Here is a 26537-nt window from a genome sequence, read left to right on the forward strand (position 1 = left end):
CCCAGGGTGTTCGCGCCCCTCGCGGACCGGGCCCCGCGCAGGTCAGCGCGCGCCCGAGCCCGTTTCGGACGCGTTTTGCGCACGGCAGCCGAGGAGGTCCGCGCACCGTGGTGATCCCGTTCCGATCCTTCGCGCGCACAACGAATCCGGGGTTCGCCCGAAGTGACCCCTTGGCCTCGCCGTTTTCGTTCCGTAATCTCTCCGGCCAATGAGCGCAGCCGAACGCACCGCGCGGGGCTGGCCGGGGCTCGACCTGCTCGCCCGGCTGCCCGCCTGGTCCCGCTTCGTCCTGGTCACCCTGGCGGTCCTCGCCTGCGGTGTGGTCGCCTCGCGCCCGGCCACCGCGGCCAAGGACGAGCCGCTGACCGGCGACGCCGCGATCGCCTCGGCGGCCGTGGACGCGCTGCGCCACCCGAGCGCCGCCGACCCGCTGGCCGCGTTCCCCGCCGACTTCAACGCGGTGATGGGCCGCAGCCCGAGCGCGGTCCCGGCCGGGGACGGCACGCTGCGCGCGGCGGACCCGTCCGGCGACTGCTCCGGTCCGGCGGGCGCCACGACCTGGGACTTCGACCTGTCCTGCAAGTCCCACGACCTCGGCTACGACCTGCTGCGCTACGCGGAGATCAAGGGCCAGCCGCTCCCGCAGTCCGCGCGCCGCGAGCTGGACACCCGGCTGGAGCTGGACATGCACGACCGCTGCCGGGTCAACCCGCGTGGTTCGGAGTCGCAGTGCCACGCGGTGGCCTCGGTGTACGCGGCGGGCCTGGAGTTCAACTCGTGGCGGCAGCGCTGGAGCGCGCCCGGCCACGAGCCGGTGCTGGCCTGGGGCTTCGGCAGCGCCGTCGTCGTGCTCCTGCTGCTGGCGCGCGTCCCCGGCGCCCGCGCCCGCCGCCGGGACGAGGGCCCCGAGACCGCGCACCCCGCGCCGCTCCCGGCCAGCCCCGACCGGTACGCCACCTTCCTGCGCCTGGCAGGCATCGGCCTGGTCGTCGCGGGCCAGTCGCTGCTCACCCTCTCCCGCTGGTCCGGCTTCGGCTCCCAGTGGCTGTGGGTGGCCGCCTGGGTGCTCCAGGCGGTCCCGGTGTTCTTCTTCGCGGGCGGCCACGCCAACCTGCTCGCCTGGCAGGCCGTGCGCGCCGACCACGGCGGGTACGGCCGCTACCTGACCGGCCGCCTGACCTGGCTGCTGCGCCCGGTGCTGGCGTTCGTGCTGGCCTGGCTGGTCCTGCCGCTGCCGCTGCAGCTGCTCGACGTGCCCGAGGACGGCGTCGAGCTGTTCGGCAGGCTGATCGCCCAGCCGCTGTGGTTCGTCGGCGTCTACCTGGTCGCGGTCGCCGCCACCCCGCTCATGGCCGCGCTGCACCGCAGGGCCCGCCTGCTCACCCCGTTCGCGCTGGTCGCCCTGATGGCGGTGGTGGACGCGGTCCGGGGCGCCCACGAGTGGCGCACCGGCGGCTACACCACCCTGGTGCTGGGCGCGCTGCTGTTCCAGCAGCTCGGCTTCTGCTACGCGGACGGCTCGCTGGCGCGGGTCCGCCGGTCCGCGTACGCGGGCCTGGCGCTGGTGTCCGCGCCCGCGCTCGGCGCGCTGCTCGTGCTCGGCGGCCACCCCGGCACGGCGGTCGCGCTGCCCGGCGACGACGCCGCGGGCGCCGGGTCGCCCACGGCGCTCCTGCTGGTGCTGGCACTCGGTCAGCTGTGCCTGGTGATGCTGCTGCGCGAGCGGGCGACCGCGTGGCTGGCGGGCGGCGCGCCGTGGCGGGTGGTGCACTACGCGCGCACCGCCCCCATGACCCTGTACCTGGGCTACCTGACCGCGCTGGCCGCCGTCGTCGGCTCACTGGGCCTGCTGGACTCCCCGAGCACCGCGATGACCTGGCTGCTGATCTCCGGCGTCCCCCGCTGGCCCGCGCTGCTCGTGCTGCTCCTGCTGCCGCTGCTGCGGGCGTTCCACCGCTTCGAGCGGCACCAGGCGCTCCCGCTGTGCCGGACCAGGGAGACGCACCGCACCAGGCTCGCGGTCACCCTCGGCGTCGGCTACGGCGCGCTGGGCGTGGTCGGGTTCGTGGTGACCGGTTTCGCCGGGCAGGCGGGCAGCCTCGGCGGGCTCCAGGTCGACGCGCTGCAGAACCTGATCCACCTGCTCCTGGGCTGGTACCTGGTGCACGTGGCCCGCTCCGGGGCCTGCCACGACCGGGGGCCGTGGCTGCTGACCGCGCTGGCCTGCGTCCCGCCGATGCTGGTGCTGGAGCCGACCAGCTCGGTGCTGGCGCTGCACGGGGCGACGATCGCGGTGGCGCTGCTGGCCTCGGCCGCGAAGCAGGACCAGCAGCGCGCACCAGAGCACTGGCAGCCACGCGAGGCGCTGCAGCACCCATGAGGGCGAGCCGGGCTCGGTCAGCAGACCGGGCACGGCCCCGAGCGCCGCGCCGACCAGGGCGAGGGCGAGCAGCGCGCTCTGGTGGGCGAGGTAGATCGGCAGCGCCCGGTCGTTGACCCAGCGGGCCGGGAACCTCGGGCGGACCAGCAGCACGAGGCCGATCTGGGCGAGGGCCAGCGCCAGCGCGGCCGGTGAGGGCGGGAACAGGTTGGACGACCCGCCGCCGGGGACGCCGACCGCGCTGGCCGGGTAGCCCGCGAACCGGACCAGCAGGGCGAACGCGGTCGCGCCGCCGACCAGCAGCGCCGCGCCCCGGAGGCGCCAGGCGCGCTCGTCGGCGCCGTTCGGCCCACCGCGCAGCAGCAGCCCGAGCTGCCAGGGCGCGCTCCACACCACCAGCACGTTGATCCACCCGAGGTCGAGCGCGGCCAGCAGCACGGTGACGAGCAGCCCCGGCCAGCCGAGCCTGCGCAACACCGGCGTGCAGGCCAGCAGCACCAGGTGCACGCCGAGGAACCACAGCGGCCCCACCACCAGCCACCCGACGACCAGCACGGTCTCCTGCGGCAGCCCGCGCAGCGACAGCCCCAGCAGGACCAGCGACCACACCCCGAGCAGCACCCCGACCGACGGCAGCACCCGGCGCGCCCGGACCCACCACGGCACGCGCGAGCGCGCGGCGGCGAACCCGCCCGCGAAGAAGAACAGCCCCAGGGTCTGGAGCACCCAGGTCACCGGGGCGAGCTGGGGCATCCACCGCAGCGGGCTGTCCAGCACCACGCCGTGCTCGGTGAGCACGAGCGCGGTCACCAGCCAGTGGCCGAGCACCACGCCGGTGATCGCGAGCGCGCGGACGGCGTCGACGAACGGGTCGCGGGTCACGGGGGCGCCTGCCTCGTCTGGGGTGGTGGGGCTCGGGGCGGTGGGACGCGGGGCGACGGGGCTCGGGGCGGTGGGGCTCGGGGCGGCGGAACTCGGGGCGGGCGGGGCCGCGCCGGGGTGTGGGGGTGTGCCAGCGCGCGGGGCCGCCCCAGCGTGCGAGGCCGCGCCAGCACGCGGGCCTGCGCCAGCACGCGGCCCCGTGCGGCGGTCTGCGGGTTCGCGCGGCGCGCTCACGGCCGCTCCCCGACCGCCACGCGGGCCAGCGCGCGCAGGGACTCGGTGCCCGGCGCGTAGTACCGGTCGTGCGCGGTGACGCCGCCGGTCGGCAGGGGGCGCGCGCCGAACTCCGGGTCGGCGGGGTCGGGGCCGTGGCCGAGGTCGAGCAGCCGGACGTTCGGCACCCGGCCGATCCAGTCCGCGCCCGCCCGGCCCGCCCACACCCGCGTGCCCGCGCCCAGCTCCGCCGCCGAGCCCGCCCGCACACCGGGGCTGCCGGTGAGCGCGACGTCCGCGACCGGGACGCCCCGCCCCGCCAGCTCCCGCGCGGCGAGGCCGCACACGACGGTGCCGTAGCTGTGGCACAGCAGGTGCACCCGGCCGGGCAGGGCGGCGGCGTAGTCGGCGAGCGCGTGGGCCCCGGTGCGGGCCAGGCGGCCCGAGGCCGCGTCCACGCCCACCCCGGACGGGGTCTCGTAGCCGAGCCAGGCCACCACCGCCAGGTCCGGCCGGCCGGCCTCGGCCCGCACCGCGCGCGCCATCGCGCCGACCGTGCGGTCGAAGTCGGCCTCGGCCACGTCCGAGCCGGGCACCACCACCGCCACGTGCGCGGCGGACGCCAGGTCCCCGAGCACCTCCACCCGGCGCACCTCGCGCCCACCGCCACCCGGCGCGACCAGCACCAGCAGCGCGGCCAGCGCCGCGATCGACTTCCGCATGGCGGCGACGCTAGGGAGGTGACGGGCGGCGGGTCGTCACCCCGGAGTCGGGCTACCCCGGTACCACGAGCCCGGACTCGTAGGCGGCGATCACCGCCTGGGCGCGGTCGCGCAGCCCCAGCTTCGTCAGCACCCGGCTCACGTGCGTCTTGACGGTCTGCTCGGCCACGTTCAGCCCGCGCGCGACCTCGGCGTTGGACAGGCCGCGCGCGACCATCAGCAGCACCTCGGTCTCCCGACCGGTCAGCGCCGTCAGCGCCGGTGGCCGCACCGCCCGCGCGGGCCTGGCCCGCACGAAGTCCTCGATGAGCCGCTTGGTGATGGACGGCGCGAGCAGCGCGTCGCCGCGCGCGACGACCCGCACCGCGTCCAGCAGCTCGCGGGCGGGCGCGTGCTTGAGCAGGAACCCGCTGGCCCCGGCGCGCAGCGCCTCGTACACGTAGTCGTCCAGGTCGAAGGTGGTGAGCACGAGCACCCGCGCCGGGTCGTCGGCGAGCATCCCGGTGGCCTCGATGCCGTCGACGCCGGGCATCCGCACGTCCATCAGCACCACGTCCGGCCGCAGCGCGCGCACCTTGGCGACCCCCTCCGCGCCGTCCCCCGCCGCGCCGACCACGGTGATGTCGGGCTGGGCGTCGAGCAGCGCCGAGAACCCCTCACGCACCATCTCCTGGTCGTCGACCACCAGCACCCGGATCACCGCCGCACCGCTCCCCACCCCGTTCCGCACCGCCCCGCTCCCCACCACGCCACGCTCTCCCGCGCCGCCTACCACCGCGCCATCCCCCACCGCGCCATCCCCCACCGCGCCGCCCACCACCAGACCATCCCCCGCAGCACCGCTCACCGGCCCGCCACCCACCTGCCCGCCACTCACCGGCCCGCCGCCCACCGCCCCGCCCCCAGCGGAATCCGCGCCAGCACCTCGAACCCGCCGTCGCCGGACGGCCCCGCGTCCACCGTCCCGCCGTGCACCGCGACCCGCTCCCGCATCCCCACCAGCCCCAACCCGCTCCCCCCGCCCAGCGACGCCCCGCCGCCGGTGTTGCGCACCCTGACCGCCAGCGCCCCGCGCCGCAGCCGCACCCGCACGTCCACCTCGCACCCCGGCGCGTGCCGCCGGGCGTTGGTCAGCGCCTCCTGCACCACCCGGTACGCGGTCAGCCCGACCGCCTCCGGCACCCGCGCGTCCACCACCCGCGCGCCGGGCGCCAGGTCGGCGATGTCGGCGAGCCCCGGCTGCGGGGCCAGGTCGGCGTGCTGCCCCTCGGCGCGCAGCACGCCCAGCAGCCGCTGCATGTCGGTGATCGCGGCGCGGGCCACCTCGCCCAGCTCGGCGAACTCGCCGACAGCCGCCTCGGGCAGCCCCGGCAGCCGGTAGGGCGCGGTCTCGCAGCGCACCACGACCATGGACATGTGGTGGGCGACCACGTCGTGCATCTCCCGCGCGATGCGGGCCCGCTCGACCAGCGCGGCCTTCTCGTCCCGCGCGGCGTGGAACCGCCGCTCGGCCCGCCCGCGCCCGCCGACGGCGTAGGCGGCGAGCAGGAGCAGCAGCAGGATCAGCACGGTGGTCGGGTAGTGGCCGCCGAAGTCGTCGTTGACCGAGAGCGCGATCCCGGCCAGCACCAGCGCCGTGACGCACGCCACGGCGAGCACCACCGGCCGGGCGAACACCAGCCCGACCGCGACCAGCGGCAGCGGGAACCACAGCCACTCGCCGACGGTGAGGATCTCCGGCCCCGATCCGGTGATCAGCCGGATCACCACGATCCCGGCCAGCGAGGCGCGCCAGGCGGCCAGCGGCGAGGAGAAGCAGAGCAGGGCGATCGGGGTCGCGGTCGCCGCGAACAGCGCCACCCACCAGCCGTCCGGCTCCTGGTGGGTGGTGTAGTCCGAGCTGATCACGGTGGCCAGCACGAGCGCGCCGACCAGCAGCGCCACCCGCAGCGGGCCGCGCAGCCGCCCCACCGGCACCCGCGTCCGGTCCGGCAGGAGGACGACCTGGAGCAGGACGTGGGACGCGGAGCGGATCACCCGGCGATGCTAGGGCGCGGGCGGGACCCGGCACATCGCTCCGGGGAGCGTCGTACCGGGGTATCACCCGCCCGCTCCACGGGCAAGGCGTTGCGACACCCGAAGCGCACGGGGTAGGCATTACTCCTGACCGCGCACCCCGACGGAAGCTGGCCGAATGCACCCGCAGCAAGATCCGGATCGCTGGGCGCGCCTGCACGCCGTGGCCGGGGAGGCCCTGGCCGCCACCAAGGTGGGCGAGGACGCTGTGGCGGTGGACCTCGTCACCGGCTACCTGAGCGGCTCGCCCGAGGGCGACGAGGACATCAGGGAGCTGGTGCTGCTGCTGTTCTCCGAGTGCAGCGGCATGGTGTCCGCGCTGGGCTCGGGCGGCGCGACGCCGGTGAAGATGCAGGTGTTCGACGAGGCGGGCCAGGAGGTGCCGATCGACGACGCGGACCCGCCGGTGCGCACGGCGATCCGCGCGCTGCTCGCCGAGGTGCACGGCGACCAGGAGGCCGCCGCCGAGCAGATCGAGATCGCGCTGGCGAACGGCGCGCCGCAGGAGCTGGCGACGGTGGTGCTCCAGGCGCTGCGGTGGACGGTGAAGCTGGCGCTGGAGTGCCAGACCCGCGACCTTCCGGTGTCGGAGTGGATCGCGACCTCCCTGGAGGAGTGACCAGCGGGGCGACCAGCGGGGCGCTCGGGGCCGGAAAAACGCCCAGAACACCCTCCGCACCCCCACGAGAATGATGTGGAACACAAAAGGAAGATTTAAAGTCGATTTAAAAAGTAGCATTTCCTTGACGACGCGCGCTATCGAGGTCCATTCTTCTCCGCAGGCGTGATTCCCTGCTCATAAAAGCGCCGAGGAGAAAAGCGGAACATGAAGACCAGAACGGGCGTGCTGCTCGCCGTCGCGGCTCTCGCCGCAGGTTCCTACGCGTTGATCCCGTCCGCGAGCGCGGCCACGAACCTCACGGCCACCTTCGCCAAGACCCAGGACTGGGGCAGCGGCTTCGAGGCGAAGTTCACCGTCGCCAACGGCGGGTCGTCGGCCTCGAACAACTGGAAGATCGAGTTCGACCTGCCCTCCGGCACCACGGTCGGCTCCTTCTGGGACGCGCAGGTCACCCGGAACGGCGACCGCTACACGGCGACCAACCGGGACTGGAACGCGGCGGTCGGCGCGGGCTCCTCGGTGGCGTTCGGGTTCATCGGCGCGGGCGGCGGCGCCCCCACGAACTGCACGATCAACGGCGCCCCCTGCACCGGCACCGGCACCGGCAACCCCGGCGACACGGCCGCGCCGAGCGTCCCCGGCGGCCTGAAGGCCACCGCCACCACGGCCGACTCGGTCACGCTGGCCTGGAACGCGTCGGCCGACAACGTCGGCGTGGTCGCGTACGACGTGTACAAGGGCGGCGACAAGGCCACCACCGTCGCGAGCCCCACCGCGATCGTGTCCGGCCTGACCGCCGACACCTCGTACCAGTTCAGCGTCGTGGCGCGCGACGCGGCGGGCAACGCCTCGGCGAAGAGCCCGGCGCTGACCGCGAAGACCGCGAAGAAGGCGGGCACCACCCCGGAGCCCTCGCCCGAGCCGTCGCCGAACCCCAACCCCACCCCGCAGCCGAGCCCGGACCCCACCCCGGACCCGCAGCCGTCCCCGGCGGGCGGGCGCGGCGCCCCCTACCTGTTCCTGGGCTGGGGCAACCCGCAGTCCGCGACCGCGGTGATGCAGCAGACCGGCGTCAAGTGGTTCACGATGGCGTTCATCCTGTCCTCGGGCGGCTGCACCCCCTCGTGGGACGGCACCCGACCGCTGACCGGCAGCGTGGACGAGACCACGATCAAGGCGATCCGCGCGGCGGGTGGTGACATCGTGCCGTCGTTCGGCGGCTGGAGCGGCAACAAGCTCGGCCCGAACTGCTCGACCCCCGAGGCCCTGGCGGGCGCGTACCAGAAGGTCATCGACGCCTACCAGCTCAAGGCGATCGACATCGACATCGAGAACTCCGACGAGTTCGAGAACGAGGTCGTGCAGGACCGCGTGCTGTCCGCGCTGAAGATCGTCAAGCAGAAGAACCCGAACGTGCAGACCATCGTCACGTTCGGCACCGGCACCACCGGCCCGAACTTCTGGGGCAACCGCCTCATCGAGCGGGCGGGCGCGCTGGACGCCAAGATCGACGTCTTCACGATCATGCCGTTCGACTTCGGCAGCTCCAACATCGCGACCGACACCATCAGCGCGGCCACCGGGCTGAAGAACAAGGTGAAGTCGACCTTCGGGTACAGCGACGCCGACGCCTACAAGCACATCGGCATCTCGGGCATGAACGGCCTGTCCGACCAGAAGGAGCTGACCACCGCCGCGGACTGGACCAAGATCCGCGACTGGTCGAAGAACAACGGCCTCGGCCGCCTCGCGTTCTGGGCGGTCAACCGGGACCGCGGCGGCTGCGACGGCCAGGTGTCGGCCAGCTGCTCAGGCATCTCGCAGGCCGACCTGGAGTTCACCCGCATCACCGCGGGCTTCTGACCCGCAGCAGTTCCCCCAGCAGCGCGGCGACCTGCTCCTCCTCGACGAGGAACCCGTCGTGGCCGTACGGCGAGGCCACGACGCGCAGGTCGCCCGCTGCGGGGATCGCCTCGGCCAGCTCCCGCTGCTGCTCCAGCGGGTAGAGCCGGTCGGTGTCGATCCCGGCGACGAGGGTGCGCGCGGTCACCGCGCCCAGCGCCGCGCGCACCCCTCCCCGGCCCCGGCCCACGTCGTGGCCGTTCATGGCCTCGGTGAGCACCCGGTAGCTGCCGGGGTCGAACCTCCCGGCCAGCTTGTCCGCCTGGTGGTCCAGGTAGGACTCGACGGCGAACCGCCCGTCCCCCTGGACGCTCCGCCCGAACCGGGCGTTGAGCTCGGCGGCGGTGCGGTACCCGTGGTGGGCGATCCGCCTGGCCACCGCCATCCCCTCCTGCGGGTGCAGCTTGAGGGCGTGCAGCTGGGCCGAGGCGAGCGCGATCTGGTCGGCGCCGGACGCGGCGGGGGCCGCGAGCACCAGCAGCGACCGCACCCGCTCGGGCGCGGTCACCGCCCACTCCAGCGCCCGCATCCCGCCCATGGACCCGCCGACGACCGCCGCCCACGAGCGCACGCCGAGCGCGTCGGCCAGCCCCAGCTCGGCCCGCACCTGGTCGCGGATGCCGACGGCGGGGAACCGCTCGCCCCAGGGCCGCCCGTCGGGCGCGGTGTCCCACGGGCCGGTGCTGCCCTGGCAGCCGCCCAGCGCGTTGGGCGCGACGACGAACCACCGGTCGGTGTCCAGCGCCAGGCCGGGCCCCACCAGCCCGTCCCACCACCCGGCGGTCGGGTGGCCGGGACCGGCGGGTCCGGCGACGTGGCTGTCCCCGGTGAGGGCGTGCAGCACGAGCACCGCGTTGGACCGGTCGTCGTCAGGCTCGCCCCAGGTCTCGTAGGCGAGCCGGAACGGCAGACCGGGCAGCGCGCCCCGGTGCCACTTCCTCCCACCGGCCGGATCGCCGTCGCGCCACCCCGTCACCGCGCGGACTTCGCCGCCCGGAACCCGGACTCCAGGTCGGCCTTCAGGTCCTCGACCGCCTCGATGCCCACGGACAGCCGGACGAGCCCCGGCGTGACGCCGCTGGTGACCTGCTGCTCTGCGGTGAGCTGGCTGTGCGTGGTGGACGCCGGGTGGATGACCAGGCTGCGCACGTCGCCGATGTTGGCGAGCTGGCTGAACAGCTCCAGCCCGTCCACGAACGCCCGCCCCGCGTCGGCCCCGCCGACCAGCTCGAACGAGACGATCGCGCCCGCGCCCCTCGGCAGGTAGCGCTGGGCGAGCGAGTGCCACGGGCTGGAGGGCAGCCCCGCGTAGTGCACCCGCTCGACCTCGTCGCGCCCGTCGAGCCACTCGGCGAGCGCCCGCGCGTTGGCCACGTGCCGCTCCAGGCGCAGCGAGAGGGTCTCGATGCCCTGCAGGACGAGGAAGCTGGTGAGCGGGGCGATGGCGGCTCCGGTGTCGCGCAGGCCCTGCACGCGCAGCTTGGCGGCGAACGCGCCGTGCCCGAGGGCGGGCCAGTAGCGCAGGCCGTGGTAGCTGGGGTCGGGGTCGCTGAAGTCGGGGAACCTGGCGGCGTCGCCGAAGTCGAACTTGCCGCCGTCGACGACGACGCCCGCGATGGCGGTGCCGTGGCCGCCGAGGAACTTGGTGGCGGAGTGCAGCACGATGTCGGCGCCGTGCTCCAGGGGGCGCAGCAGGTAGGGCGTGGGGACGGTGTTGTCCACGACCAGCGGGACGCCCGCGGCGTGCGCGACGTCGGCGACGGCGGTGATGTCGAGGACGTTGCTGCGCGGGTTGGCGAGGGTCTCGGCGAACAGCAGCTTGGTGTTCGGCCGGATCGCGGCGCGCCAGGCGTCAAGGTCGTCGGGGTCGTCGACGAAGGTGGTGGTAATGCCGAGCTTGGGCAGGGTGTGGTGGAGCAGGTTGTAGGTGCCGCCGTAGAGGGAGGCGCTGGAGACGAGGTGGTCGCCCGCGCGGGCGAGGTTGAGGATCGTGGCCGTCTCGGCGGCCTGGCCGGACGCGAAGGCGACGGCGGCGATCCCGCCCTCCAGGGCGGCGACGCGCTGTTCGAGGACGTCCTGGGTGGGGTTGTTGATGCGGGTGTAGATGTTGCCGGGTTCGGCGAGGCTGAACAGGGCGGCGCCGTGCGCGGTGTCGCGGAAGGCGAACGAGGTGGTCTGGTAGATCGGCGTGGCGCGGGCCCCGGTGGTCGGGTCGGGTGCTGCCCCGGCGTGCACCTGCTGGGTCTCGAAGGACCAGGTCATGAGCGCTCGTTCTCCCCTGCCTGCGGCGGTTTTCCAGCGAACGTAGGGCGGCCGGGGGCGGGGCGCAGGGCGTTCCGCCTGGTGGGAGCCACTGGACGGGCCGCTTGTTCTACGCTCGGCGGAATGCGCACCGCACTGCTCGGTTTCGGCCTAGGCGGAACCGCTTTCCACGCACCGTTCCTGTCTACCGTCGAGGGGCTGACCCTGTCAGCCGTCGTCACCTCCCGATCGGGTGAGGTGGAAGGCCGGTATCCGGGGGTGGAGGTGCTGACGTCGGCGGAGGAGCTGTGGTCGCGGGCGGCGGACTTCGACCTGGTGGTGGTGACCACCCCGAACCGGTTGCACGCGGCGCACGCGCGGGCGGCGTTGGAGCGCGGGCTGAGCGTGGTGGTGGACAAGCCGTTCGCCGCGACGGCGGAGGAGGCGCGGGGGTTGGCGGCCCTGGCGGAGGCGCGGGGGTTGCTGCTGGCCCCGTTCCACAACCGCCGCTGGGACGGCGACTTCCGCACGGCGGCGCGCCTGGTGCGCGACGGGGAGCTGGGGGCGGTGCACCGGTTCGAGTCCAGGTTCGAGCGCTGGCGCCCGGAGGTGAGGCCGGGGTGGAAGGAGTCGGCGGACCCGGAGGCGCTGGGGAGCGTCGTGTACGACCTGGGGACGCACCTGGTGGACCAGGCGGTGGCGCTGTTCGGCAGGCCGCGGTCGGTGTACGCGGAGGTGCGCGCGCTGCGCGCCGGGGCGCAGGCCCACGACGACGCTTTCCTGGCCCTGACCCACGGGGGCGGCGAGGTGTCCCACCTGTGGGCGTCGGCCCTGGCGAACGACCTGGGGCCGAGGTTCCGGGTACTGGGCTCGCGCTCGTCGTTCGTGAAGCGCGGGATGGACCCGCAGGAGGCGGCCCTGCGCGCAGGCGAGCTCCCCGGCGGCCCGACTTGGGGCCACGACCCCGGCCCGGCGACGCTGGGCGGTGCGCCGGTGGAGCTGGAGCGCGGCGCGTACCAGGACTTCTACGCGGCCGTGGCGAGGCGGGAGTCCCCGGTGCCGGTGGAGGACGCGATCGCGGGGTTGGAGGTCGTGGAGGCGGCGTTCGAGTCGGCGCGCACGGGGCGGGTGGTGGAGCTGTAGCTCACGCCCCGCGCAGCACCTCCCACACCAACCGCGCGTCCTCGGCGGCCTTCCCGAGCGCGGTCCAGGCGAGGTGGGAGGGCGGGTCGAGCACGGCGGCGAGCGCGAGGTGACCGCCCTCGGGAGTGGCCCCCAGGTCGTCCCGCACGGCGTCGGGGTCGTCGACCACCGAGCAGAGGAACGCCAGATCGGTCAGGTGCCGGGAGTTCCACGCGTCGGCAGGGCGGGCGCGGCGGTGCTGGTCGTAGGCGGCGGCTTTGAGCTTGAGCGCCCTGGCCAGGTCGGGCACGACGATCTCCGCCGCGTCCCCGCCGTGCGCCGCCCGCAGGACGACCCGGTGCTCCAACGCCTCCTGCCCGGCCGGAACCTCACGTCCACGTCGCGGGTGACGCGGTGGGGAGGCTTCCCTGCGGCCAAACCGTGGAGGTAGACCATCACCCCGCCGATGACCACGTGCTCGGCGGGCAAGCGCCTGCTCAGGTCCAGCAGGGGCGTCCACAGCGCCCTGTCCTGCTCGGGCAGGACGACGTCACCGATCACGGGCAGTCGCGGCCACCGGGACTCGCTGCTCATGGCGCGGCAGGCTAGCGGTCCCGTCCGAGCAGCTCACCGGCTGCCCGGCGCGACCGGTCGTCGCCGAGGTCGAGCAGGTCGGCCGCAGCAACGGCCTTGGGCACCACGCCGTCCGCGAGCAGCCCTCCCCACGGCAGCGGCGGCAGGACGCGCAGCACCACGTTGGGGTCGACCGGGTCCCAGCCGATCCCCCGACGTCCGCGCAGCTCGGCCTCGGCCTCCGGCGGCAGGTACAGCTCGACCGGGTCGTCGCCGGCGACGACCAGCCCCGCGCCGTGGTGATTGGCCGCGGCGGCGCCGCCCAGCGCCACACCGGGCTGCTCCACCAACCGGTCCCGCAGCGCCCCGAGAACGCGGACCCGGCGCACCCGGCTCCGCCGGGACATGAGCTTCGGCCACTCCCGGAGCGGCCGTCGTGGGACCCCCCGGTACCGGGTGGGCACGGCCCAGGGCGGGGTGGTCCCCGAGGCGAGCAGCAGCGCGCTCCAGGCCCCCTGGGCCGAGAGCGGCCTCCCGGCCCCAGGCGCTCCGGCCAGCCTGCGAGCCACGGACTCCGCGCTGACCAGCGTGCTGCGCGGTCCGAGCCGCAGAACCTCCAAGCGGCCGGCGGCGGCGATCTCGCGCACCCGGTCCGGGGTCACCCCGAGCTGGGCCGCAGCGTCCGCGACCGTCATCCACTCGGACCGCGCGACCACCACAAACGCCCCCTCACCAGCTCCTGGTTGAACAATACCCCGGATAACGCGGGTATTGGCGCGCCACCTCAGCCGATCAACCCACCCAGGTCACACGATGCGGTGAGCGGGCTGGAGTGGGGGAGCATCACCGCGCAATGTGAATCCCATGACACCTATTCCACTCCTCGTGGCCGCCGCCGCCCTGGCGCCCGTGCTCGCCCTCCCAGCGCAGGCCGCGGCCACCCCGGACTCGGGTCCCGGCATCCTGCCGCTGTACCAGCCCACCGTCCTGGTCCTCACCAAGGTCGACTCCGGCGGCGAGCACGAGCAGGCGCTCCTGCGCTGCGACCCGCCCAGCGGCACGCACCAGAGAGCGTGGCAGGCCTGCCTGGCCCTGGCCGAGGTGAACGGCCACGTCGGCCGGATGCGCGACTCGAACCAGGTCTGCACGATGGAGTACAACCCGATCAAGGTGTCCGTGCTGGGCGTGTGGCGGGGTCAGACGCGCTCGTTCTCCGGCGAGTACTCGAACCCGTGCGTGATGGGCTCGGTGACCAAGTCCGTGTTCTCGTTCGCCAAGGACTGATCCGCCGGAAGTCCGCCCCCCACAACAAAAAAGGCCCGGCGGGACCCACGACACCGCCGCCGAAGTCGTGGCCCCCGCCGGGGGTCTGTGGGCGGGCCGGGCCCGCGCCTCTGACCGTAGGGAGGGCGGGTTTGCCTTGTCAACAGTCCTTCACATCCGTGAAACGCGGGGGAAACCCCCCGCCCGTCCGCGCCACCGGCGCGCGTCACCCGGACGTCCCACTCCAGCCCCGTAGCCTGTGCGCCATGAGCATCCACGACATCGCGGTGAACACCCTGACCGGCGAGCCGAGCAGCCTCGGTTCGCTGCGGGGCAAGGCGCTGCTGGTGGTCAACGTCGCCTCCAAGTGCGGGCTGACCCCGCAGTACTCGGCGCTGGAGCGGCTGCACGCGAAGTACGCCCCGCAGGGCTTCTCCGTGGTGGGCTTCCCGTGCAACCAGTTCGGCGGCCAGGAGCCGGGCACGGCGGAGGAGATCGCCACGTTCTGCTCGGCGACGTACGGCGTGACGTTCCCGATGTTCGAGAAGGTCGAGGTCAACGGCGCGAACCGGCACCCGGTGTACGAGGCCCTCGTGGAGAGCGCGGACGCCGACGGCGCGGCGGGCGACGTGCAGTGGAACTTCGAGAAGTTCCTGCTGTCCCCCGACGGCGAGGTCCTGGCGCGCTTCCGCCCGAGGACCGAACCGGAGGACGAGGCGGTCGTGCGCGCGGTCGAGGCCGCTCTGCCGAACGCCTGAGGCCGGGCGGCCGGGGTCGGACGGCCGGGGTCGGACGATCGGGACCGGGAGGCCGAACGCAGAACCCGAACCACGACGTGGGCCCGCGCACCAACCGGTGCGCGGGCCCACGTCACTTCGGGACGGCTTCGGGACAGCGGCTCAGCACTCGATGACGTTCACGGCCAACCCGCCCCGCGCCGTCTCCTTGTACTTCACCTTCATGTCCTTCCCCGTCTCCCGCATGGTCTTGATGACCTTGTCCAACGACACGAAGTGCGACCCGTCCCCCCGGAGCGCCATCCGAGCCGCCGTGATCGCCTTGATCGACGCCAGCGCGTTCCGCTCGATGCACGGGATCTGCACCAGTCCCCCGATCGGGTCGCACGTCAGCCCGAGGTTGTGCTCCATCGCGATCTCCGCCGCGTTCTCCACCTGCGTCGCGGTCCCGCCCAGCACCTCGGCCAACCCCGCCGCCGCCATCGAGCAGGCCGACCCGACCTCCCCCTGGCACCCCACCTCGGCGCCGGAGATGGACGCGTTCTCCTTGAACAGCACCCCCACCGCCCCCGCCGTCAGCAGGAACCGCACCACGCCGTCGTCCGAGGCGCCCGGCACGAAGCGCGCGTAGTAGTGCAGCACCGCGGGCACGATCCCGGCCGCCCCGTTCGTCGGCGCGGTCACGACACGGCCGCCCGCCGCGTTCTCCTCGTTCACCGCCAGCGCGAACAGCGTCACCCAGTCCATCACCCGCAGCGGGTCCGTGGCGTAGTGCTCGTCGCGCAGCGACCGCCTCATCTCCGCCGCCCGCCGCCGCACCTTCAACCCGCCCGGCAGCACGCCCTGCTCGGTGCAGCCGCGCTCGACGCAGTCCTGCATCACCTGCCAGATGTGCAGCAGCCCCCGCCGCACCTCGTCCTCGCTGCGCCACGCCAGCTCGTTCGCCAGCATCACCTCGCTGATCCGCAGCCCGGTGGACGCGGTCAGGTCCAGCAGCTCGTCGCCGGTGCGGAACGGGTGGGCCAGCGGGGTCGTGTCGGGCTTGATGCGGTCCGCGCCCGACGCGTGCTCGTCGACCACGAACCCGCCCCCGACCGAGTAGTACTCGGCCCGGTCCAGGCTCGCGCCTGCCGCGTCGAACGCCTCGAACACCATCCCGTTCGGGTGCAGCGGCAGCGACTTGCGGCGGTGCATCACCAGGTCGTCGGGCTCGCGGAACGCGATCTCCGCGCGACCGCCGAGCCGCAGCGCGCCCGCCGCCCTGATCTCGGCCACCCGCGCCTCCGCGACGACCGGGTCGACCTCCTCCGGCCGGTTCCCCTCCAGGCCGAGCAGCACGGCCTTGGGGCTGCCGTGACCGTGCCCGGTGGCGCCGAGCGAGCCGAACAGCTCCACCCGCACCCTGCGCACCTCGCCGGACGCCCCGCGCACCCGCTCCGCGAACGTCGCCGCCGCCCGCATCGGGCCCACCGTGTGGGAGCTGGAGGGCCCGATGCCGACGGAGAACAGGTCGAAGACGCTGATCGCCACCGGTCAGTCGCCGGTCAGCTCGGCGTACTTCGCGGCCGTGAGCAGCCCCTCGGCGCTCTCGACCCGGACCTTGAACAGCCACCCGCCGCCATACGGGTCGCCGTTGACCAGCGCGGGGTCCTCCACCGCGCCGGTGTTGACCTCCACGACCTCGCCGCTCACCGGCGCGTACAGGTCGCTGACCGACTTGGTCGACTCCAGCTCGCCGCACACCTGCCCGGACGTGACGCGCTCGCCCACCTCGGGCAGCTGCACGAACACGATGTCGCCCAGCGACTCGGCGGCGTACGAGGTGATGCCGACCGACACCGGCTCCTGGGTGCCGGGCGTCCAGTCGACCCACTCGTGGTCGGCGGTGTACAGCAGGTTCTCGGGGAATGCGGGCACGGCGGCGCTCCTGTCGCGGGACCTGTGGTGGGGTGATCCCCCACTCTGTCCTGGTACCTGAGAGCTTCGCCGCGCGAGCGGCTTGCACCGTGGGTGCGCCTCCCCCTTCGGGGTGCGCTTTCCAGAGCGGCCTCACCCCGGCGGTTCCCGTTGCCTGAGAGTGTGCGGGGTACTTGCTCCTTCGGCGCCCCGGTTGTTCCCGAGGACTCTCCCGCCGGTGATCCGGCGCCCCGCCAGGGACGCCGCGGCCGATGTTCAGTTGAGTCCCGAACGCTAGGTGCCCGCCCTGGGGGTGTCAACGATTGGTCGGCGCGCACAAGCGCCAGGGGTCCTGTTCGTGCTGTGAGCACGATGACACCCCGCAGCGGGTACCCGACCTTTAGGCAATCACCGCAGCGAAGGAGGCCACCGTGCGCATCGCAGTCCCCCGCGAGGTCAAGAACCACGAGTACCGCGTCGCCCTCACCCCGGCTGGCGCCCACGAGCTGTCCGCGCGCGGCCACGAGGTGTTCGTCGAGGCGGGCGCGGGCCTGGGCTCCGCGATCCCCGACGACGAGTACCTGGCGGCGGGCACCAAGGTGCTGGCCTCGGCCGACGACGTGTGGGCCGAGGGCGAGCTGGTGCTGAAGGTGAAGGAGCCGGTGGCCGAGGAGTACCCGAGGCTGCGGGAGGGCCAGGTGCTGTTCACCTACCTGCACCTGGCCGCGGACCGGCCGCTGACCGAGGCGCTGCTGGCCTCGGGCACGACCGCGATCGCCTACGAGACGGTGCAGTCGGCGGGCGGCGCGCTGCCGCTGCTGGCGCCGATGTCGGAGGTGGCGGGCAGGCTCGCGCCGCAGGTGGGGGCGTTCGCGCTGATGAAGCCGTCCGGTGGGCGCGGGGTGCTGCCCGGCGGGGTGCCCGGCGTGCACCCGGCGCGGGTGGTGGTGATCGGCGGCGGCGTGGCCGGGCTCAGCGCGGCGACGATCGCGGTCGGCATGGGCGCGGACGTGGAGGTGCTGGACACGAGCGTGGACCGGCTGCGGCAGGTCGACGCGCGCTTCGGGAACCGGCTGCGCACGGTCGCGTCGACCCGGTACGCGGTGGAGCAGGCCGTGCTGGAGGCGGACCTGGTGATCGGGGCGGTGCTGGTGCCGGGCGCGCGGGCGCCGAAGCTGGTGGACAACGCGCTGGTGGCGCGGATGCGGCCGGGCTCGGTGCTGGTGGACATCGCGATCGACCAGGGCGGGTGCTTCGCCGACTCGCGGCCGACCACGCACGCCGACCCGACCTACCCGGTGCACGACTCGGTGTTCTACTGCGTGGCGAACATGCCGGGCGCGGTGCCGCGCACCTCGACGTACGCGCTGACCAACGTGACCCTGCCGTACGCGGCGGCGCTGGCCGACCGGGGCTGGGCGGAGGCGCTGCGCGCCGACCACGCGCTGATGCTGGGCCTGAACGCGCACCGGGGCGCGCTGACCAACGGCCCGGTGGCCCTCGCGCACGACCTGCCGCACGCGCCGTACCCGGTCTGATCCGATCTGATCCGGTCCGATCTGCCGAGGTCCTGGAACGGCGAAGGGGCGCCCACCGGAATCCGGTGGGCGCCCCTTCGCCTGGAGAAGAAGAGGCGACCCGCTCAACCAGCCTGGGGGTCACTGGGAGCGGGCCGCGCCACCATCTTAGCCGGCAACGACCTCCGCTGCCCAGCACCCCACCGAAGTGACACGCGGGTCGACCCGCACCGGGTATGCCGGAATGCTCAAGCAAACGAGTGAATCCGGTGTTCACGGGTAAGCACTCGCGCGCCCGCGACCGATGGTCAGGACGGGGTCGCGCGGCGTCGCGTGGACACGCGCCCCGGTCCCCGGCACCCAGCACCGCCGACCCGGATCGGAGCACCCGTGACACGACCCCGCGGCCGGACCGCGCGCACCACCCCCGGCACCCCCTCCGGTGCCGCTCCCTGCGCCGCGCCCACCTGGGCGGCCACCCCGGCGCCCGCCCCGGCACGGGCCTCGACGCCCGGCGCCGCACCCGGTCCGGCGCCCGCCCCGGCGCCCGCCGCCACCGCGACACGCCCAGCCGACGCGCCCGGCGCGCGAGCCGCGACGGGCGTGATCTCCGCCACTGCGCCCGCCCGACCGGAGAACTCTCCCCCGTCGCGGGAACTCCACCCGCACGGGCGAACGGCCTCGGCCGCGAAGGGGGCGTGAGCGCCGTGGACGAGTCGCTGCGCGCCGCCGTCCTGCGCCGCCTGGCCCTGCTGGACGAGGCCGCCGAGAGCGGCGAGGCCGACTCGCTCGTGCCGCTCGCCCGCGCCGAGATCCACCGCCTCGCCGACGGCTGGAGGCTGCTGCTCACCGTTCACCAGCCCGATCCCGACGGCCGCTGCCGCGCGTGCCCCGGCGTGCTGCGGCACAAGAAGTGGCCGTGCCAGGTCTGGACGATGGCCCACCAGCACCTGATCGGGGACGGCGTCCCGCACCGCGAGCGGCGCAAGCCGCTGCGCAACCCGTTCACCCGCCAGACCGCGTTCACCGAACCGGGGAGCGCGCCCGAGCCCGACCCGGAGGGACCCGAGGAGGTCACCCAGGAGATCCCCGTCGTGGTGTCGAAACCGCGACACGCCCTCCCCGACTGACCCGTCTAGGGCAGGATGGGCCCCCGAGCAGCACATTCGGGAGGGACGGCGTGCACGACGGCAGTGGCCGCATCGTGGTGCAGGGCTTGACCAAGCAGTTCGGTCCGGTCGCGGCGGTGCAGAACTTGAGCTTCACGGTGGAACCGGGTTCGGTGACCGGCTTCCTCGGCCCCAACGGGGCCGGAAAGACTACGACGTTGCGCATGTTGCTCGGCCTGGTGACGCCCACGGCGGGCACCGCGCTGATCAACGGCAGGCCCTTCACCGAGCTGGGGAACCCCGGCCGCGTGGTGGGCGCGGTGCTGGAGGCGCAGGGCGTCCACCCGTCGCGGACGGCCCGCAACCACCTGCGGGTGTACGCGGCGGCGATGGGCGTGCCCGACCAGCGGGCCGACCAGGTGCTCCAGCTCGTCGGGCTGGGCGCGGCGGCCGACCGCAAGGCAGGCGGCTTCTCGCTCGGCATGAAGCAGCGGCTGGCCCTGGCCACCGCGCTGCTCGGCGACCCGCAGATCCTGGTGCTGGACGAGCCCGCGAACGGCCTCGACCCCGAGGGCATCGCCTGGCTGCGCCAGTTCCTCCAGTCGTACGCGCGCAGCGGTCGCACGGTGCTGATCTCCAGCCACCTGCTGGCCGAGGTCGAGCAGACGGTCGACCAGGTGGTGATCGTCAGCCGGGGCCAGACCATGTACTACGGGTCGCTGGACCAGCTGCGCGGCTCCCAGCAGAACCGGGTGCTGGTGCAGCCGTCCGACCCGGCGGCGCTGGTCGCGGCGCTGCAGGCGGACGGGCTGTCGGCGATCGAGCAGACCCCGGACGGCCGGATCGCGGTCAGCGGGGCCGAGCCGAAGCACATCGCGGACGTCGCGCTGAAGGCGGGCGTGTCGGTGTACGGCATCCAGGAGGAACGGGTCGACCTGGAGCGGCTGTTCTTCCAGCTGACGAGCGGCCAGTACACGGGCGCGCCGATGCCGGGCTACCAGGCGCCGCCTCCGGGCTTCGCCCAGGCCTACCAGCAGCAGCCGCCGCAGCAGACCGGCTACCACACCCCGCCCCCCGGCTACCCGGCCCAGCCGGGCTACCCGCAGCAGCCCCAGCAGGGCTACCAGGGGCAGCCGGGCTACGACCCGCAGCAGGCGTACCAGCAGCAGGCCCCGCAGGGGTACCCGCAGCAGCCGCCGCAGGGCTACCAGCAGCAGCCGGGCTTCGACCCGCAGCAGCAGGGCTACCAGCAGCAGCCGCCGCAGGGGTACGACCCGCAGCAGCAGGCGTACCAGCAGCAGGGCTACCAGCAGCCGACGTCGGGCCAGTTCCCGGCCGCGCCGGACCACCAGGCGCCGCCGACCCCCGACTCGCCGTACGCGCCGCCGCCCGGCGGCAACCAGCAGGGTCAGCAGGGGCAGAGCGGTCTCGGGGGCGGTGCGTGATGGGCGGCTTGATCAGCGCGGAGTTCCGCAAGACCACCACCACGGGCCTGTGGTGGGGCCTGATGATCCCGACGGTGCTGCTGGCGCTGGGCTGGTCGCTGGGCACCGGCGCGCTGCTCCAGAGCATCGGCGAGGCGCTCACGTCCGAGGACGGCGACGTGCTGCTCGGCGGGCTGCTGGGCGTGTCCGCCGACCAGTGGAAGCTGTCGGTGTTCGGCATCACCCGCAGCATCAACATCGCCACGATCTTCCCGATGATCTTCGGCGGGCTCGCGGTGGCGAGCGAGTTCAACCGCAAGACGATCACCACGACGTTCCTCACCGCGCCGAACCGGGTGTCGGCGATGACCGCGAAGCTGGTCGTCTACCTGGCCTGGGGCGCGATCTACGGCCTGATCATCGTGACCACGGTCAGCATCGGCATCGCGCTGACCGCCGACTCCAGCCAGCTGCCCGAGGCCGGTGGCTGGTTCGCGCTGTGCGCGGTCGGCGTGCTGTCCACGATGCTGATGACCATGTTCGGCGTCGGCGTCGGCGCGCTGATGAACAGCACCGTCGGCACGACCGTGGTGCTGGTGCTGTACATGCTGGTGATCGAGAACGGCCTGCAGCTGGTGCTCCAGTTCCAGGACCTGTCGTCGGTCATCGCGTTCCTGCCGAACGGCGCGGCCAACGGCATCACCGGCGGTGTGGCGGCCGACGTGTTCATGGGCAACGTCGGCGTGGTCCCGGACGGCCTCAAGGAGGTCCTGATGGGCGCGGCGGGCGCGGCGGGCGCGCTGGACTGGTGGCTGAGCACGCTGGTGTTCCTCGGCTGGACCGCGGTGTTCTTCGCGGGCGGCTGGGCCGTGACGCAGAAGCGCGACATCACCTGATCAGGTAGATGTTCGCGGCGTTGCCGCAGCTCAGGGCCGTCTCCTTCCGGGAGGCGGCCCTGAGTCGTCCCGGAGGCCGGAAGCGGCCCGCTGATCTGTCGGGGGACCGACCTAGTGTGGAGATCGTGACGAACTCCCCCGGTTGGATCCGCAGACTCGCCTCGGCGTGCTGGCAGCACCGCTCCCTCGTGGTGTGGTCGGTGCTCGCCGCCGTCGTCGGCGTGGGCCTGCAGGCGGCCGGGCCGCTGCTGCTGAAGGTCGCGGTGGACGACGCGGTGGCCGGGCGGACCGACCGGCTCGCGCTGCTGGCCTCGGTGCTGGTGGGGGTGGAGCTGCTGACGTTCGGCACCGCGTTCGTCCGGCGGTACCTGGGCGGGCGGCTGGCCGTCGACGTGCAGCACGACCTGCGGCAGGCGGTGTTCTCGTCGGTGCAGCGGCTGGACGGGCAGAAGCAGGACGTGCTGCGGACCGGGCAGGTGGTGTCGCGGTCGATCACCGACCTGCAGCTGGTGCAGAGCCTGCTGTCGATGACGCCGCTGGCGTTCGGCACGGTCGCGTTCGCGCTGGCCTCGCTGGTCGCGATGTGCTGGCTCTCGCCGCCGCTGACGCTGATCGCGCTGGTGATCGTGCCCGCCGTGGGGGTGGTGGCCGCGCGGACCAGGCTGACGCTGTTCCCGGCGACCTGGTCGGCGCAGCAGCGGGCGGCGGACGTGGCGCAGCAGGTCGAGGAGACCGTGACCGGGGTGCGCGTGGTCAAGGGCTTCGGGCAGGAGACGCGGGAGGTCGCGGCGCTGGAGCGGCGGGCGCGGGTGCTGTTCGCGGAGCGGATGCGGGCGGCGCGGCTGACGGCGCGGCCGTCGGCGACGCTGAACGCGCTGCCGTACGCGGGGCAGGTGGCGGTGCTCGCGGCGGGCGGGTGGCTGGCGCTGCGCGGCGAGGTGTCGCTGGGGACGTTCCTGGCGTTCGCGAGCTACGTGGCCGCGCTGATCGGGCCGACGCGGCTGCTGGCGAGCCTGATGGTGACGGCGCAGCTGGCGCGGGCGGGTGTGGAGCGGGTGTACGAGCTGGTCGACTCGCAGTCCGCCGTGGTGGACGCGCCGGACGCGGTGGACGTGCCCGACGGGCCGGTCGGGGTGCGGCTGGACGGGGTGGTGTTCGGGTACGCGCGCAGCGAGCCGGTGCTGTCCGGGGTGTCGCTGGAGGTCGCGCCGGGCGAGACGCTGGCGCTGGTCGGCACGGCCGGGTCGGGCAAGTCGACGGTGTCGCTGCTGCTGCCCCGGTTCTACGACGTGCACGAGGGCTCGGTGTCGGTCGGCGGGGTCGACGTGCGCGGGCTGCGGCTGGGGTCGCTGCGGCGGACCGTGGGGGTGGTGTTCGAGGAGGCGTTCCTGTTCTCGGACACGGTGCGGGCGAACATCGCGTACGGGCGGCCGGACGCCACCGACGCGGAGGTCGAGGCGGCGGCGCGGGCGGCGGAGGCGCACGGGTTCATCTCGGCGCTGCCCGGCGGGTACGGGGCGGTGGTCGGGGAGCGCGGGCTGACCCTGTCGGGCGGGCAGCGGCAGCGGGTGGCGCTGGCGCGGGCGCTGCTGTCGGACCCGAGGGTGCTGGTGCTGGACGACGCGACGTCGGCGGTGGACACGGCGACCGAGGCGGCGATCCACCGGACGCTGGCGTCGGTGACGGCGACGCGGACGACGCTGCTGGTGGCGCACCGGCGGTCGTCGCTGGCGCTGGCGGACCGGATCGCGGTGCTGGACGCGGGGCGCGTGGTGGACGTGGGGGCGCACGCGGAGCTGTGGGGGCGCTGCGAGCTGTACCGGGAGCTGCTGGCGGGGCCGGGTGAGGCGATCGAGCGGGTGGCCGGGGCGGCGGCCGGGAGCGGCGCTCTCGGGGCAGCCGGTTCAGCGGTGGGCCCGGAGAGCGGGAACGGCGCGGGTTCGGTCGACCGGGCCTCGGGCGCGGCGGCGCGGAACGGCGGGGTGAGCGCGCCCTGGCCGGGTGCGGACCTGGTCGAGCAGCGCGCGGACTCGCGACGCGAGGGCGCCGCGAACCAGTCGCCCAGGGTCTCGGCCGAGCAGACCGCCGAGCGGACCGCCGAGCGGTCCGGCGCGGACGCCCCGACCTCGGGTGCCGAGTCCGCCCCGACCTCCGGCGCCGAGTCCGCCTCGTCGTCCGCCTCGTCGTCCGGCGCGGGGGTGGCGCCGTCGTCCGGCGCGGGATCTGCCCCGTCGTCCGCCCCCGCAGGCGTGACGCCCGCGCTGTGGCCCGAGGTCGTCGACGACGAGCTGGTGCTGCGCGCGGAGAACCGGTCCGTCGCCGCGCCGTCCGGCGGCAGGCGCGGGCCGGGGACCTCGGCGCTGGCCGGTGGCGCGCCGCCGACCCCGGAGCTGGTCGAGCGGGTGCGGACGTTGCCGCCCGCCACCGAGGAGCCCCGGCTGCCCGGCGAGGACCCGAGCGCGCCCGATCCGGGGTTCCGGCTGCTCAGGCTGCTGCGCCCGGTGCGCTGGTCGATGGTGGCCGTGGGCGCGCTGCTGCTCGTGGACACCGCGCTCGCGATCGCGCTGCCGAACCTGGTGCGGATCGGCGTCGACCGGGGCGTCGGCGGCGGCGAGCAGGGTGCGCTGTGGGTGGTGTCGCTGGTCGGGCTGCTGCTGGTCGCGGTCGGCTGGTGCTCCACCCGGATCGGCACGGTGCTGACCGCGCGGGTCGGCGAGCGGCTGCTGTACCTGCTGCGGGTGCGCAGCTACGCGCACCTGCAGCGGCTCGGGCTGGACTACTACGAGCGCGAGATGGCCGGGCGGATCATGACCCGGATGACCACGGACGTGGACGCGCTGTCGAGCTTCCTGCAGACCGGGCTGACCACGTTCGTGATCAGCGTGCTGACCGTGGCGGGCATCGCGGTGGCGCTGGTGGTGACCGATCCGGGGTTGGCGCTGGTGGCGCTGTCCGTGCTGCCGGTGCTGGCGGTGGCGACGGTGCTGTTCCAGCGGGTGTCGTCGCGGGCGTACGCGGAGGCGCGGGAGCGGGTCAGCGCGGTGAACGCGGACCTGCAGGAGAACGTGTCGGGTCTGCGGGTCGCGCAGGCCTACACGCGGGAGGAGCGGTCGGCGGAGGCGTTCGCCGCGCGCAGCGACGCGTACCGGCGGGCCAGGATCAGGGCGCAGCGGTACATCGCGACGTACTTCCCGTTCCTGGCGCTGCTGTCCGGGGTGGCGCAGGCGGCGGTGCTGGTGGTGGGCGCGTACCGGGTGGCGGAGGGGAGCCTGTCGCCGGGCGTGCTGCTGGCGTTCGTGCTGTACCTGGGGCTGTTCTTCTCGCCGCTGTTCCAGCTGTCCGGGGTGTTCGACGGCTACCAGCAGGCGCGGGTGGGCCTGGCCCGGATCGGCGACCTGCTGCGCACCCCGACGACCGTGCCGCCCGCCGCCGACCCGGCTCCGGTGGAGCGGTTGCGCGGCGAGGTGGAGCTGCGGGACGTGGTGTTCCGGTACTCGGGGGCGGAGGAGCCCGCGCTGGACGGGGTGTCGCTGCGGGTGCGGGCGGGCGAGACGGTGGCGCTGGTCGGGGAGACCGGGGCGGGCAAGTCGACGCTGGTGAAGCTGGTGGCGCGGTTCTACGACGTGACCGGCGGGCGGGTGCTGGTGGACGGCAGGGACGTGCGCGAGTACGACCTCGGCGCGTTCCGGCGGCGGCTGGGCGTGGTGCCGCAGGAGGCGCACCTGTTCGGCGGGGACGTGGCGGAGAACGTCGCGTACGGCAGGCCGGGCGCGACGCCCGCCGAGGTCGAGGAGGCGGTGCGGGCGGTGGGCGCGCTGCCGGTGGTCGCGGCCCTGCCGAACGGGTTCAGGCAGCAGGTGGGCGAGCGCGGGCAGGGGCTGTCGGCCGGGCAGCGGCAGCTGGTGGCGCTCGCGCGGGCGGAGCTGGTGCGCCCGGACGTGCTGCTGCTGGACGAGGCGACGGCCGCGCTGGACCCGGCGACCGAGTCGGCGGTGCTGGCGGCGAGCGACCACCTGTCGGGCAGCAGGACCACGTTCGTGGTGGCCCACCGCCTGGCGACGGCCGCGCGGGCGGACCGCATCGTGGTCCTGTCGGGCGGCCGGGTGGCCGAGGAGGGGACGCACGAGGAGCTGCTGGCGCTGGGCGGGCAGTACGCGCGCCTGTGGGCGCACGGGGCGCCGGAGCACGGGGGTGTGGAAGGCGCGGGGGCGGCGGACGAGAGTGCCGCAGACGGGGGCACGATCGTGGAGGCCTCGGCCACGGCGGGCACGCACGGCGTGACCGCGACCGCCAAGGCGGGTGACGCCCCTGGGGCTTGACCGACAACCGAACAACGAGCGCAGGGCGCGGGGCGCGGGGCGCGGGCAACCCTGGTGCGAGCGCAGGGCGCAGGGCTAACACAGCCCTGACGCGAGCGCAGACGCGCAGGCACAGCCGACGCAGCGGTGGCAGCGGCCAGCGCAGGGACGACGCGGGCGCAAACGCTTGCTCGGCACAGGCCGCAGAGCGGGCGCCCAGGCTGCCAACCGCCCGCCGCCCCAGGCCGCCGACTGCCCGCTGCGCGCAGCCCGCGCGCCGGCTCAAGCCGCCCGGCGCGGAATCGCCCGCTGTTTCAGGCCGCGTTCCGCTCAAGCCGCCGCCCGCCTCCGCAGGCAGTCCGACGCAGGCAGCCCGACGCAGGCTGCTCGCCTCAGGCAGCCCGTCGCAGGCCGCCCGTCGCAGGCCGCCCGTCGCAGGCCGCCTATCGCAGACCGCCCGCCCGCCTCAAACCACCCGCGTCCTGCGGCCCACAGCCTCAGCCCGCCGGTGCGAAACGCTGTTCCCGCACCCGCCCCCACCCGCCGTTCACGAACGCCCCCTCCCGCCCGCTCGTGACGCCACGTCACCCACCCCAACGACGGGGCGTGCCGGGTCGCTCTCGGCGTGCGCACGGCCGGCTTCCCCGAACGCGCGTTTTGTAGA

Annotated in this window: 20 protein-coding genes, 1 pseudogene and 1 riboswitch; of the genes and pseudogenes, 11 read left to right on the forward strand and 10 right to left on the reverse strand. The window is 74.5% G+C overall.

Annotation, left to right across the window (positions count from 1 at the left end; genetic code table 11):
- The first annotated feature begins 208 nt into the window (after window positions 1-208).
- Window positions 209-2380, forward strand: coding sequence for a phospholipase A2 (locus AMIR_RS30895; RefSeq protein ID WP_015804921.1), 2172 nt, complete (start codon window positions 209-211; stop codon window positions 2378-2380).
- A 30-nt stretch (window positions 2381-2410) separates the two neighbouring features.
- Here AMIR_RS30895 and AMIR_RS43110 read toward each other — a convergent pair.
- The 4 genes and pseudogenes from AMIR_RS43110 to AMIR_RS30910 all read right to left on the reverse strand — a co-directional run.
- Window positions 2411-3496 (reverse strand): annotated as a pseudogene (locus AMIR_RS43110) (acyltransferase family protein); the annotation flags it as partial.
- On the reverse strand, window positions 3493-4197 hold the full coding sequence (locus AMIR_RS30900; protein WP_015804922.1) for an alpha/beta hydrolase: 705 nt from the start codon (window positions 4195-4197) through the stop codon (window positions 3493-3495). The gene AMIR_RS30900 and the pseudogene AMIR_RS43110, both read right to left, overlap by 4 nt.
- 52 nt (window positions 4198-4249) lie before the next feature.
- Entirely contained in the window at window positions 4250-4897 is a 648-nt protein-coding gene (locus AMIR_RS30905) for a response regulator (RefSeq protein WP_015804923.1), read from the reverse strand.
- 173 nt (window positions 4898-5070) lie between these two features.
- A complete protein-coding gene (locus tag AMIR_RS30910) occupies window positions 5071-6234 on the reverse strand; it encodes a sensor histidine kinase (protein ID WP_015804924.1) in 1164 nt (387 codons plus the stop codon).
- A 157-nt stretch (window positions 6235-6391) separates the two neighbouring features.
- Between AMIR_RS30910 and AMIR_RS30915 the strand changes: the two genes are divergently transcribed.
- Window positions 6392-6892: a hypothetical protein gene (locus tag AMIR_RS30915; protein ID WP_015804925.1), complete on the forward strand. Its 501-nt coding sequence runs from the start codon at window positions 6392-6394 to the stop codon at window positions 6890-6892.
- 207 nt (window positions 6893-7099) lie between these two features.
- Complete coding sequence (locus AMIR_RS30920) at window positions 7100-8758, forward strand: cellulose binding domain-containing protein (RefSeq protein WP_015804926.1); 1659 nt, start codon at window positions 7100-7102, stop codon at window positions 8756-8758.
- On the opposite strand, the gene metX is transcribed toward AMIR_RS30920, so the two are convergent.
- Together metX and AMIR_RS30930 are read right to left on the reverse strand one after the other, a co-directional pair.
- Complete coding sequence (gene metX / locus AMIR_RS30925) at window positions 8742-9773, reverse strand: homoserine O-acetyltransferase MetX (protein WP_015804927.1); 1032 nt, start codon at window positions 9771-9773, stop codon at window positions 8742-8744. The genes AMIR_RS30920 and metX overlap by 17 nt on opposite strands.
- On the reverse strand, window positions 9770-11059 hold the full coding sequence (locus tag AMIR_RS30930; RefSeq protein WP_015804928.1) for a bifunctional o-acetylhomoserine/o-acetylserine sulfhydrylase: 1290 nt from the start codon (window positions 11057-11059) through the stop codon (window positions 9770-9772). Before AMIR_RS30930 ends, metX begins: the two co-directional genes overlap by 4 nt.
- Window positions 11060-11182: 123 nt before the next feature.
- Here AMIR_RS30930 and AMIR_RS42985 point away from each other — a divergent pair, with 123 nt between their 5' ends.
- The gene (locus tag AMIR_RS42985) at window positions 11183-12181 is read left to right on the forward strand and encodes a Gfo/Idh/MocA family oxidoreductase (protein ID WP_015804929.1); all 999 of its coding nucleotides are present in this window, start codon (window positions 11183-11185) and stop codon (window positions 12179-12181) included.
- A gap of 1 nt (window position 12182) precedes the next feature.
- On the opposite strand, the gene AMIR_RS30940 is transcribed toward AMIR_RS42985, so the two are convergent.
- Together AMIR_RS30940 and AMIR_RS40770 are read right to left on the reverse strand one after the other, a co-directional pair.
- On the reverse strand, window positions 12183-12527 hold the full coding sequence (locus AMIR_RS30940; protein WP_015804930.1) for a hypothetical protein: 345 nt from the start codon (window positions 12525-12527) through the stop codon (window positions 12183-12185).
- A 238-nt stretch (window positions 12528-12765) separates the two neighbouring features.
- Window positions 12766-13428, reverse strand: coding sequence for a hypothetical protein (locus AMIR_RS40770; protein WP_187313459.1), 663 nt, complete (start codon window positions 13426-13428; stop codon window positions 12766-12768).
- 169 nt (window positions 13429-13597) lie between these two features.
- Here AMIR_RS40770 and AMIR_RS36405 point away from each other — a divergent pair, with 169 nt between their 5' ends.
- Both AMIR_RS36405 and AMIR_RS30955 read left to right on the forward strand, forming a co-directional pair.
- On the forward strand, window positions 13598-14017 hold the full coding sequence (locus AMIR_RS36405; RefSeq protein WP_015804932.1) for a subtilase-type protease inhibitor: 420 nt from the start codon (window positions 13598-13600) through the stop codon (window positions 14015-14017).
- Window positions 14018-14262: 245 nt separating this feature from the next.
- Window positions 14263-14754: a glutathione peroxidase gene (locus AMIR_RS30955; protein WP_015804933.1), complete on the forward strand. Its 492-nt coding sequence runs from the start codon at window positions 14263-14265 to the stop codon at window positions 14752-14754.
- A 141-nt stretch (window positions 14755-14895) separates the two neighbouring features.
- On the opposite strand, the gene AMIR_RS30960 is transcribed toward AMIR_RS30955, so the two are convergent.
- Window positions 14896-16263: an L-serine ammonia-lyase gene (locus AMIR_RS30960; protein WP_015804934.1), complete on the reverse strand. Its 1368-nt coding sequence runs from the start codon at window positions 16261-16263 to the stop codon at window positions 14896-14898.
- 3 nt (window positions 16264-16266) lie between these two features.
- Window positions 16267-16650: a glycine cleavage system protein GcvH gene (gene gcvH, locus AMIR_RS30965; RefSeq protein ID WP_015804935.1), complete on the reverse strand. Its 384-nt coding sequence runs from the start codon at window positions 16648-16650 to the stop codon at window positions 16267-16269.
- Window positions 16651-16781: 131 nt separating this feature from the next.
- A riboswitch (glycine riboswitch) is annotated at window positions 16782-16874 on the reverse strand.
- 186 nt (window positions 16875-17060) lie between these two features.
- On the opposite strand from gcvH, the gene ald reads away from it, so the two are divergent.
- The 5 genes from ald (at window position 17061) to AMIR_RS42415 (ending at window position 25894) form a co-directional block, all read left to right on the forward strand.
- Entirely contained in the window at window positions 17061-18167 is a 1107-nt protein-coding gene (ald, locus tag AMIR_RS30970; protein ID WP_015804936.1) for an alanine dehydrogenase, read from the forward strand.
- A 677-nt stretch (window positions 18168-18844) separates the two neighbouring features.
- Window positions 18845-19276, forward strand: a complete 432-nt coding sequence (locus AMIR_RS30975) for a hypothetical protein (protein ID WP_187313460.1) — start codon at window positions 18845-18847, stop codon at window positions 19274-19276.
- 50 nt (window positions 19277-19326) lie between these two features.
- Complete coding sequence (locus AMIR_RS30980; RefSeq protein ID WP_015804938.1) at window positions 19327-20700, forward strand: ABC transporter ATP-binding protein; 1374 nt, start codon at window positions 19327-19329, stop codon at window positions 20698-20700.
- Window positions 20700-21575: an ABC-2 transporter permease gene (locus tag AMIR_RS30985; protein ID WP_015804939.1), complete on the forward strand. Its 876-nt coding sequence runs from the start codon at window positions 20700-20702 to the stop codon at window positions 21573-21575. The genes AMIR_RS30980 and AMIR_RS30985 overlap by 1 nt, the downstream gene beginning before the upstream one ends.
- 8 nt (window positions 21576-21583) lie before the next feature.
- Entirely contained in the window at window positions 21584-25894 is a 4311-nt protein-coding gene (locus tag AMIR_RS42415; protein WP_015804940.1) for an ABC transporter ATP-binding protein, read from the forward strand.
- Window positions 25895-26537: the final 643 nt, after the last annotated feature.

This window comes from Actinosynnema mirum DSM 43827 (genome assembly GCF_000023245.1).
Lineage (GTDB): Bacteria > Actinomycetota > Actinomycetes > Mycobacteriales > Pseudonocardiaceae > Actinosynnema > Actinosynnema mirum.